General features: G+C 68.0%; 8 protein-coding genes. 6 read left to right on the forward strand and 2 right to left on the reverse strand.

What is annotated here, in order from left to right; all coding sequences use genetic code 11:
* Positions 1-584: TonB-dependent receptor plug domain-containing protein (locus I55_RS18935; protein WP_148293834.1), on the reverse strand; the 584-nt coding region annotated here is incomplete at its 3' end.
* Positions 585-683: 99 nt separating this feature from the next.
* On the reverse strand, positions 684-1,478 hold the full coding sequence (locus I55_RS18940; protein ID WP_049974271.1) for a GntR family transcriptional regulator: 795 nt from the start codon (positions 1,476-1,478) through the stop codon (positions 684-686).
* A gap of 380 nt (positions 1,479-1,858) precedes the next feature.
* Between I55_RS18940 and I55_RS37795 the strand changes: the two genes are divergently transcribed.
* The 6 genes from I55_RS37795 to I55_RS18965 form a co-directional block, all read left to right on the forward strand.
* Positions 1,859-2,602: a hydantoinase/oxoprolinase N-terminal domain-containing protein gene (locus I55_RS37795; RefSeq protein ID WP_199902646.1), complete on the forward strand. Its 744-nt coding sequence runs from the start codon at positions 1,859-1,861 to the stop codon at positions 2,600-2,602.
* Positions 2,523-3,905, forward strand: a complete 1,383-nt coding sequence (locus I55_RS37800; RefSeq protein ID WP_286364309.1) for a hydantoinase/oxoprolinase family protein — start codon at positions 2,523-2,525, stop codon at positions 3,903-3,905. Before I55_RS37795 ends, I55_RS37800 begins: the two co-directional genes overlap by 80 nt.
* A gap of 16 nt (positions 3,906-3,921) precedes the next feature.
* Positions 3,922-5,796 carry a hydantoinase B/oxoprolinase family protein gene (locus I55_RS18950; protein ID WP_044562144.1) on the forward strand — a complete coding sequence of 625 codons (1,875 nt, stop codon included), beginning with the start codon at positions 3,922-3,924 and terminating at the stop codon, positions 5,794-5,796.
* A 36-nt stretch (positions 5,797-5,832) separates the two neighbouring features.
* Complete coding sequence (locus tag I55_RS18955) at positions 5,833-6,696, forward strand: oxaloacetate decarboxylase (RefSeq protein ID WP_044562145.1); 864 nt, start codon at positions 5,833-5,835, stop codon at positions 6,694-6,696.
* Positions 6,697-6,783: 87 nt separating this feature from the next.
* Positions 6,784-7,896, forward strand: a complete 1,113-nt coding sequence (locus I55_RS18960) for a zinc-binding dehydrogenase (RefSeq protein ID WP_252181212.1) — start codon at positions 6,784-6,786, stop codon at positions 7,894-7,896.
* A gap of 115 nt (positions 7,897-8,011) precedes the next feature.
* On the forward strand, positions 8,012-8,520 hold a 509-nt coding region (locus tag I55_RS18965; protein ID WP_044562146.1), incomplete at its 3' end, for an aldehyde dehydrogenase family protein.

An 8,520-nucleotide genomic window follows, 5' to 3' on the forward strand; every position in this document is an offset into this window, starting at 1 on the left:
CAGTCGCCGCTGGCGCTGATGGCGTCGGTGACATAGCCCTTCAGCTGGCGTTGGTTCCAGTTGCCGTAGCCGCCTTCGACGAAGCCGGTCAGGTCCGGTTCCGGCGCCCGGGTGATCAGCTTGACCGCGCCGGCGGAGGAGTTGCGCCCATACAGCACACCCTGGGGGCCGCGCAGCACCTCCACCCGGTCAAGGGCCAGGAAGTCCATGACGGCGCCCGACAGGCGCGCCCGGTAGACATCATCCACATAGACGCCGACGGCGGATTCGGACGTCACGTTGCCGCCGTCGCTGACCCCACCGCCCCGGATGTAGGGGCGCAATTGGGTGGTGCCGCCGGTGCCCGCCGTGAAATTGACGTTGGGGGCGATGCGCCCCAGGTCGTTGGCGGTGGTGATCTGCATGCGGTCCAGCGTCGCGCTGGTCACCGCCGTCACCGCCACGGGCACGTCCTGCAGGCGTTGGCCCACGCGCTGCGCTGTGACGATGACCTCATCCACCTGCGGCTCCGCCGCATGCGCGCCCCCGGCGGCAAGCGCCAGCAGCACCGCCATCGACGCGTCCACTTTCCTTAATTTCTTCATGATCCTAGCCCCCTGCCTTTTTTTAAGGTTTAGGGAGCCAGGGTCCTTCTTCGCGCCCGCGCCGGGAAGTCCGGAGCATGCCGCCTGTCCACAGGCTGGTCAGCCCTCCGACTTCCAGCCGCCCATGCCCTTGCGGCCGGAGCGCACGTGGTATTTGAACCGGTCAGGCCGATACATGCCGTGGATGATCTGGACACTGCGTCCATTCCTGTCCCGCACCAGCCGCTCGATGCGCAACAGGGGGGAGCCGGGGGAAATCTCCAGCGCCACGGCGACATGCGGCTCCGCCGCCACGGCTGTGATCCATTCCTCCGCCTCATGCGCGGCGGCGCCCGCCCGCTCCATCAGAACCAGGGTCGGCACCGTTTCCATGTCGGCCGGGTTGATGCGCGACGCGATGTCCAGGGGCATGTACTGCACGATATAGGAGAACGGCTCCCCCGCCAGCATGCGCAGGCGCACAACCCGCTGCACCGTGGTGGCCGATTCGACTTCCAGTTGGATGGCCACGGCGGCCGGGGCGACCGTTTCCGTGACCTCCAGCACCTGGACCTGGGTTTCAACGCCCAGGGTCAGAAGGCTTTCGATCAGGTTGTCGAACCGTCCATGCACCTGGGGCAGGGCGGCCGAGGCCGTCACCACCGTGCCGCGGCCCCGGTGGCGGCTGACCAGGTCGTGGGCCGCCAGCTCATTCAAGGATCGCTTCACCGTCACGCGTGACACGTTGAACAGCTTGGCGAGATCCTGTTCCCCCGGGATCAGGGAATGGGCGGGAAAGTCGCCGCTTCGGATTTTTTCCCGCAACAGCAGATAGATCTGGTGATACAGGGGCGTGGGCGCCGAATGGTCAAGCTGCTCTGGGCCCAGGCCGGAAATCGAAGGTGGCAGATCCATCGGCGATCGCGGTTGGCTGGTGGCGGCTTGTCCATCACCTATAGGGGAAAGTTGTACATTCGCAAGGGTGGACGCATCCGCCCCCGGCGGGCCGCCCCCGGCGCCCATGCCCGGCCCCCGGTAAAACCAGGCGGTTTTTTCCGTTATCGCCATTCAACCAGTCCGCTTATCCCCGGGACGGCACATCCGTCCCCCAGGGTGCGAGTTAACGCGCAAAATTGCATCCATGCACCTGAAACAGGCGCATCGAACCGCAGAGTGGACAGCGCCACCGACCGGCCGCGCCCGAATGGTTGCCAGACGGTACCGTTGCGCCCTTATCGCGGATGGGATGCGGGCGCACCACCATCCTGCGGCGCTTCCAACTGCTTGGGGTCACCATGGCGTATCGATTGGGTGTGGATGTCGGCGGTACCTTCACCGACCTGCTGCTGCTTGACCAGAAGAGCGGCCGTTTCTGGCGTCACAAGACGCCGTCGACGCCGCACGACAGCTCCGTCGGCATCCTGAACGGGGTGGAGGCCATCGGCGCCAAGGCCGGCATCACCCCCGCCGACATCGAGTTCTTCCTGCACGGCACGACGGTGGCGACCAACGCCGTGCTGGAAGGCAAGGGGGCCCGCGTCGGCCTGGTGGTGACCCAAGGTTACCGCCAGATCATGCAGATCGCCCGCAGCTTCGTGCCCGGCGGCCTGGCCGGCTGGATCGTGTGGCCCAAGCCCACGCCGCTGGCCACGCTGGAAGACACCGTGGAGATCGAGGGCCGCATGGACGCCCAGGGCCATGAGGTGCGTCCGATCGACGAGGCCGGGATCCGCGCCGCCCTGGAGACGCTGAAGGCCCAGGGGGTGCAGGCGCTGACGGTGTCGCTGATGAACGCCTATCTCAACGGCGCGCATGAGCGGCGGGTGGCGGAACTGGCGGCCGAGATCATGCCGGACATCCCCATCTCGCTCAGCCATGTCGTGCTGCCCGAGATGCAGGAGTACGAGCGGACCCTGACCACGGTGGCCAATGCCTCCGTCCGGCCGGTGGTCGGTGGCTATGTCCGCAACCTGCGCGCCAAGCTGCGCGGCGCCGGCATGGCGGGCTCCCTGTCCCTGCTGCGGTCCGACGGCGCCTGATGTCGTCGGAAGAGTCGGAAGAGCATCCGGTCTCGCTGCTGATGTCCGGCCGGCGGGCGGCGTCACCGGCGCGCTGTGGGTGGCCAGGAACGCCGGCCTGAAGAACATCCTGACCTTGGACGTGGGCGGCACCTCCACCGACGTTGCGCTGATCGAGAACCTGGAGCCGCGGCGCGTCCGCACCACCGAGGTGGGGCACCTGTCGGTCCGCGCCTCCTCCCTGGACGTGAAGACGGTGGGGGCCGGCGGCGGCTCCATCGCCTATGTGCCGGACCTGACCAAGGCCCTGCGCGTCGGCCCGCAATCGGCCGGTGCCGTGCCGGGGCCGGTGGCCTACGGCAAGGGCGGGACCCTGCCCACCGTCACCGACGCCAACGTGGTCCTGGGCTACCTGCCCGAGGCGCTGCTGGGCGGGACCTTCAAGCTGGATCGCGAGGGGGCGAGGCGGTCGGTGCAGACCATCGCCGACGCCCTGGGCATCGGGCTGATGGAGGCCGCGCGCGGCATCATCGACATCGTGAACGAGAACATGTTCGGCGCGCTGCGCATGATTTCGGTCCAGCAGGGCTATGACCCCCGCCACTTCGCCCTGATGGGCTTCGGCGGCGCCGGCCCGCTGCACGTCAACGCCGTGGCGCGGCTGATGGGCAGCTGGCCCGCCGTGTCGCCGGTCAGCCCCGGCGTGCTGTGCGCCTTGGGTGACGCCACCACCCGCATGCGCACGGAGACGGCGCGCAGCTTCTCCCGCCGCGTCAGCGAGACCAGCCAGGACGAGGTCCTGGCCCTGCTGGAGGAGATGGCGGCCCAGACCCGGGCGGAGCTGGCGGCCGAGGGCATCGCCGACGGCGACATCACCTCGCAATTCGAGCTGGACGTGCGCTACGAGGGCCAGGCCTTCGAAGTGCCGCTGGCGATCGACGCCGAGACCCTGAAGCGCGATGGCCTGGCCGGCGTCACCGCCCGGTTCGATGAGGAACACAACCGCCTGTTCACCTTCAACATGGACAGCGCGCATGAGCTGGTGAACCTGCGCGCCGTGGCCCTGGGGCCGGTGCTGGAGCTGGAGGCGCCGCGGCTGCCGGAGGGTGACGGCGACCCCTCGGGCGCCAAGATCCGCGACCACGAGCTGTGGGCCGACGGCGCCATGCGCCCGGCCGTGATCTATGACCGCGCGAGGCTGCGGGCCAAGGACGTCATTCCCGGTCCCGCCATCGTCATCGAGATGGACAGCACCACCCTCATCGAAGCCGGCTGCGTCGGCACTGTCGACGCCGTCGGCAACATCCTCATCAACCCGGCCTGACAGGGGGACCAACGACATGCCCGCAACGATCATCCAGGCCAACACCACGCCCTTTGCCCAAGTCCCCGTGGACCCGGTGACGCTGGAAGTCATCGAGAACGCGCTGCGCAACGCCCGCATCGAGATGGACGCCACCCTGGTGCGCACCGCCATGTCGCCCGGCATCCGGGAACAGGGCGACGCCTTCCCCCTGATCGCGGACCACAAGGGCCGCATGATCGTGGGTCAGTTCGGCAGCTACATCGGCCCTTTCCTGGAGGGGTTCGACGGCACGGTCGAGGAAGGCGACATGATCTTCCTGTCCGACCCCTATTCGGTGGGCGGCGCCATCAGCCACTGCAATGACTGGCTGGTCCTGCTGCCCGTGTTCAAGGACGGCCGCCTGCTGGCCTACACCTCCATGTTCGGCCACCAGTCGGACATCGGCGGCATGGTCCCCGGCTCCATGCCCATCGACGCCACCAGCATCTTCCAGGAAGGTGTCCGCATTCCCCCGGTGAAGATCTGGAAGAAGGGCGTTTATAACGAGGATCTGATCAAGCTGATCATGCACCAGGTGCGCACGCCCGACTGGTGCAAGGCCGACCTGAACGCCCTGATCGCCTCCTGCCGCGTGGCCGCCCGCCGGGTGGTGGAGATGGCGGAGCGTTTTGGCGACGACATCTACACCTCCGCCACCGAACTGCTGCTGGAGCGCAACTATCGCGCCATGCAGAAGCTGATCGAGACCTCGGTCAGCGAGGAGAAGGTCAGCTTCGAGGACTATGTCTGCGATGACGGCCTGGGCTATGGCCCCTACAAGATCAAATGCACCATGTGGCGCGAGGACGGCCGCGTCATCCTGGACTTCGACGGGACGGATCCGCAGTCGGCGGCGTCGATCAACTTCTTCCTCAATGAAAACATGATGAAGATGTTCTTCGGCATCTACATGATCATGGTGTTCGATCCGCAGATCCTGTTCAACGACGGCTATTATCCGCTGATTGACGTGCGCATCCCGCCGGGCTCCCTGCTGAAGCCGCGCTTCCCCGCCGCGCTGTCGGGCCGCACCCACGCGCTGGGTCGCCTGTTCGACATCATGGGCGGCCTGCTGGGCCAGAAGACGCCGGAATTCCTGAACGCCGCCGGCTTCTCCTCCAGCCCGCACCTGTTCTATGCCGGCACCGACCAGAAGGGTAAGTGGTTCCAGCTGTTCCAGATCGGCTTCGGCGGCATCCCCGGCCGCCCCCTGGGCGACGGGCCCGATGGCCATTCGCTGTGGCCGGGCTTCACCAACGTGCCCAATGAGTTCCTGGAGCGGTACTTCCCGTTGCGCATCGAGCGCTATGAGACGGTGGCCGACAGCGGTGGGGCCGGACTGCATCGCGGCGGCAACGGCATCAACATGGTCTACCGCTTCCTGGAGCCGGGCGTGATCGCCATCCATGACGACCGGTGGTTCGTGCCGCCCTGGGGCGTCAATGGCGGTGAGCCCGGCGCCCGCGCCCGCAAGATCCTGGTGAAGGCCGACGGGACGGAAGTGGTGCTGGGCAACAAGCTGGAAAACCATCCGGTCGAGGCCGGCGACCAGCTGCACTTCATCACCTGGGGCGGCGGCGGCTGGGGTGACCCGCTGGAGCGTGACCCCTCCCTGCTGGCCAAGGAACTGCGCCAGGGCCTGGTGACGGCGGAGGGGGCGCGCCGCTACGGCGTCGTGTTGGTGGACGGCGAGGTCGACGCCGCCGCCACGGAGGTGCTGCGGGCCCGGATGCGGGCGGCGCGTGGCGACACCATCCCCACCTTCAACTTCGGCCCGGACATCGAGACCCTGCGCGCCAATTGCCAGGCCGAGACCGGCCTGCCGGCACCGCGCCAGCCGGTATGGCACGTGGCGCAAGCCGCTGAATGATTATTGCGATCAAGCAACGAAATCGGTTGAGAGAAAATGCCTAACCCCATTCTTCGCGAAAAGCTGGCCGCCGGGAAATTCTTCGTCGTGCCCGGCATCCAGGACATGATCACGGCGGTGATCGCCAACCAGGTGGGCTTCGACGTGGTCTACGGCACGGGCTACTGGCTGACGGCGTCGGCCTATGGCCTGCCGGACGCGGGCATCGCCAGCTACACCCAGATGGTGGACCGCATGGGCACGCTGGCCCGCACCAGCACGGCGGCCCTGATCGCCGACGCCGACACCGGCTACGGCGGCCTGCTGAACGTGCACCACACCGTGCGCGGATATGAGGCGGCGGGCGTGACCGCCATCCAGATCGAGGACCAGGAATTCCCCAAGAAGTGCGGGCACACGCCGTACAAGCGCCTGATCTCGCTGGAAGACATGGTGGACAAGATCAAGGTGGCCTGCGACGCGCGGCAGGACAAGCAGAACACCCTGATCATCGCCCGCACCGACGCCCGGCAGAGTGAAGGCCTGGACGGCACCCTGCGCCGGCTGGAGGCCTATTCCAAGGCCGGGGCCGACGTCCTGTTCCCGGAGGCGCTGACATCCGAGGAGGAAATGCGGACGGCCTGCGCCCGCTTTGACAAGCCCGTCATGGCCAACATGGCCAACGGCGGCCTGACCCCGGTGCCCAACGCCAAGGTGCTGGCGGAGATCGGCTACGCCTTCTCCATCTACCCCTCGCTGACCAGCCTGGTGGCGGCCACGGCGATGAAGAAAGCACTGGTCGACCTTAAGGAACGGGGCGAAGGTGACCCCGAAGGTATCTTCAATTTCAAGGAATTCTGCTCTCTGATCGGCTTCGACGACGTCTGGGCCTTTGAAGAGAAGTGGGGCCGCCGCGGTTAGGGCGGACCAGATTGGGAGCGGGATGCGATCATGGGTGATCGCGTCCCGCCGCAGGCGGCCGGGCGTGGCAAGAACTGAGGGAGCGGAATGATGGACATCACGGCGGCGGTATTGGCCCGTAGCGGCGATAACGAGCGGCCCTATGGAACGAACCTGCCCTTGGCGGTTCGGACGGTGCAGTTGGACGATCCCCGGCCCGGGGAACTTCTGGTGCGCATCGACGCCGCCGGCCTCTGTCATTCCGACCTCTCCGTCATCAACGGTGACCGGCCACGCCCCATGCCCATGGCGTTGGGGCATGAGGCGGCCGGCACCGTCGTGGCCGTGGGCGATCAGGAGGACGCCGGATTCGCGCCCGGCGACAGGGTGGTCCTGGTTTTCCTGCCATCCTGCGGACAATGCCCGGTGTGCGCGGCTGGCCAGGGCTATCTCTGCCCGAACGGCGCCGCGGCCAATGGCGAGGGCCGGCTGATGCGCGGCGGCCGGCGGCTGTCGCTGGACGGGCAGCCGGTGCATCACCATCTGGGCGTTTCCGCGTTCGCCACCCATGCGGTGGTCGACCGCCGCTCCGCCGTGAAGATCGATGCCGACGTGCCGGCGGAGGTGGCGGCCCTGTTCGGTTGCGCCGTGCTGACGGGCGTGGGGGCGGTCATGAACACCGCCCAGGTGCGCCCGGGCGAAAGCCTGCGCATTTACGGCCTGGGCGGCGTGGGCCTCGCGGCCCTGTTGGGCGCCCTGGCGGCGGGGGCCCAGCCGGTGACGGCCATCGACCCGTCCCCGGAAAAACGGGCCCTGGCCCTGGAACTGGGCGCGGCGCGGGCCGTGGCGCCGGACGAGGCGGCGGCCCTGCCGCCCGCCGACGTGGTGATCGAGACGGTGGGCAAGGCCGCCGTCCTGGCCCAGGCCTATGCCGCGGCCCGGCGCGGCGGCCGCATCGTCACCGTGGGGCTGCCCCATCCCTCGGAAATGCTTTCCATCCCGGCCGTGTCGCTGGTGGCCGATGGCAAGACCCTGGTGGGCAGCTACATGGGCTCCTCCATCCCCTCCCGCGACATTCCCCGGTACATCGCCCTGTGGCGCGCGGGGCGGCTTCCGGTGCAGAAGCTGCTGACCTCCATCAGCCTGCTGCCCGACATCAACGAGTTGCTGGACCTGCTGGCCGAGGGCAAGGCCGTCCGCCAGATCGTTACCCCGTTCTAAACCGGGGATCGCGACCGCGCAGTGGGCAGCCGTCCAGGGCGCGGTCGACCGACGGAGCGCGTCGGGGGAGGTTGTTGCGCAGTCGCAACCATCCCCAAGCCTTGAGCCCCGCCCCATGAGTTACGCGAGTTACGCGCGCTTCCTGAAACAGCAGGCCTATATCGACGGCTGCTGGTGTGCCGCCGACAGCGGTTCGACGCTGGACGTCACCAATCCCGCCACGGGCGACCTGCTGGGCACGGTGCCTGACATGGGGGCGGCGGAAGCCGATCGCGCCATCGCGGCCGCCGAGCGCTCACGGCGCGACTGGGCGGCGCGCACCGCCGGCGACCGCGCGCGCATTCTGCGCCGCTTGTACGACCTGATGCTGGCCAACCAGGACGCGTTGGCCGAACTGCTGACGCGGGAGCAGGGCAAACCCCTGGCCGAGGCGCGGGGAGAGATCGCCTACGCGGCCGCCTTCCTGGAATGGTTCGCGGAGGAAGGTAAGCGCGCCTATGGGGAGGTGATCCCGGCGCACGCCGGCAACCGCCGCATCGTCTGCCTGAAACAGCCGCTGGGGGTGGTGGGCGCCATCACGCCGTGGAATTTCCCCTCCGCCATGATCGCCCGCAAGATGGGGCC

The organism is Azospirillum sp. B4 (genome assembly GCF_000333275.1).
Lineage (GTDB): Bacteria > Pseudomonadota > Alphaproteobacteria > Azospirillales > Azospirillaceae > Nitrospirillum.

What these genes read in the sequence shown, in the direction of transcription:
- I55_RS37795 (WP_199902646.1), top strand. Translation starts at nt 1,859, where the DNA reads ATGGCGTATCGATTGGGTGTGGATGTCGGCGGTACCTTCACCGACCTG.
- I55_RS18950 (WP_044562144.1), top strand. Translation starts at nt 3,922, where the DNA reads ATGCCCGCAACGATCATCCAGGCCAACACCACGCCCTTTGCCCAAGTC.
- I55_RS18955 (WP_044562145.1), top strand. Translation starts at nt 5,833, where the DNA reads ATGCCTAACCCCATTCTTCGCGAAAAGCTGGCCGCCGGGAAATTCTTC.
- I55_RS37800 (WP_286364309.1), top strand. Translation starts at nt 2,523, where the DNA reads ATGTCCGCAACCTGCGCGCCAAGCTGCGCGGCGCCGGCATGGCGGGCT.
- I55_RS18940 (WP_049974271.1), bottom strand. Translation starts at nt 1,478, where the DNA reads ATGGATCTGCCACCTTCGATTTCCGGCCTGGGCCCAGAGCAGCTTGAC.
- I55_RS18960 (WP_252181212.1), top strand. Translation starts at nt 6,784, where the DNA reads ATGATGGACATCACGGCGGCGGTATTGGCCCGTAGCGGCGATAACGAG.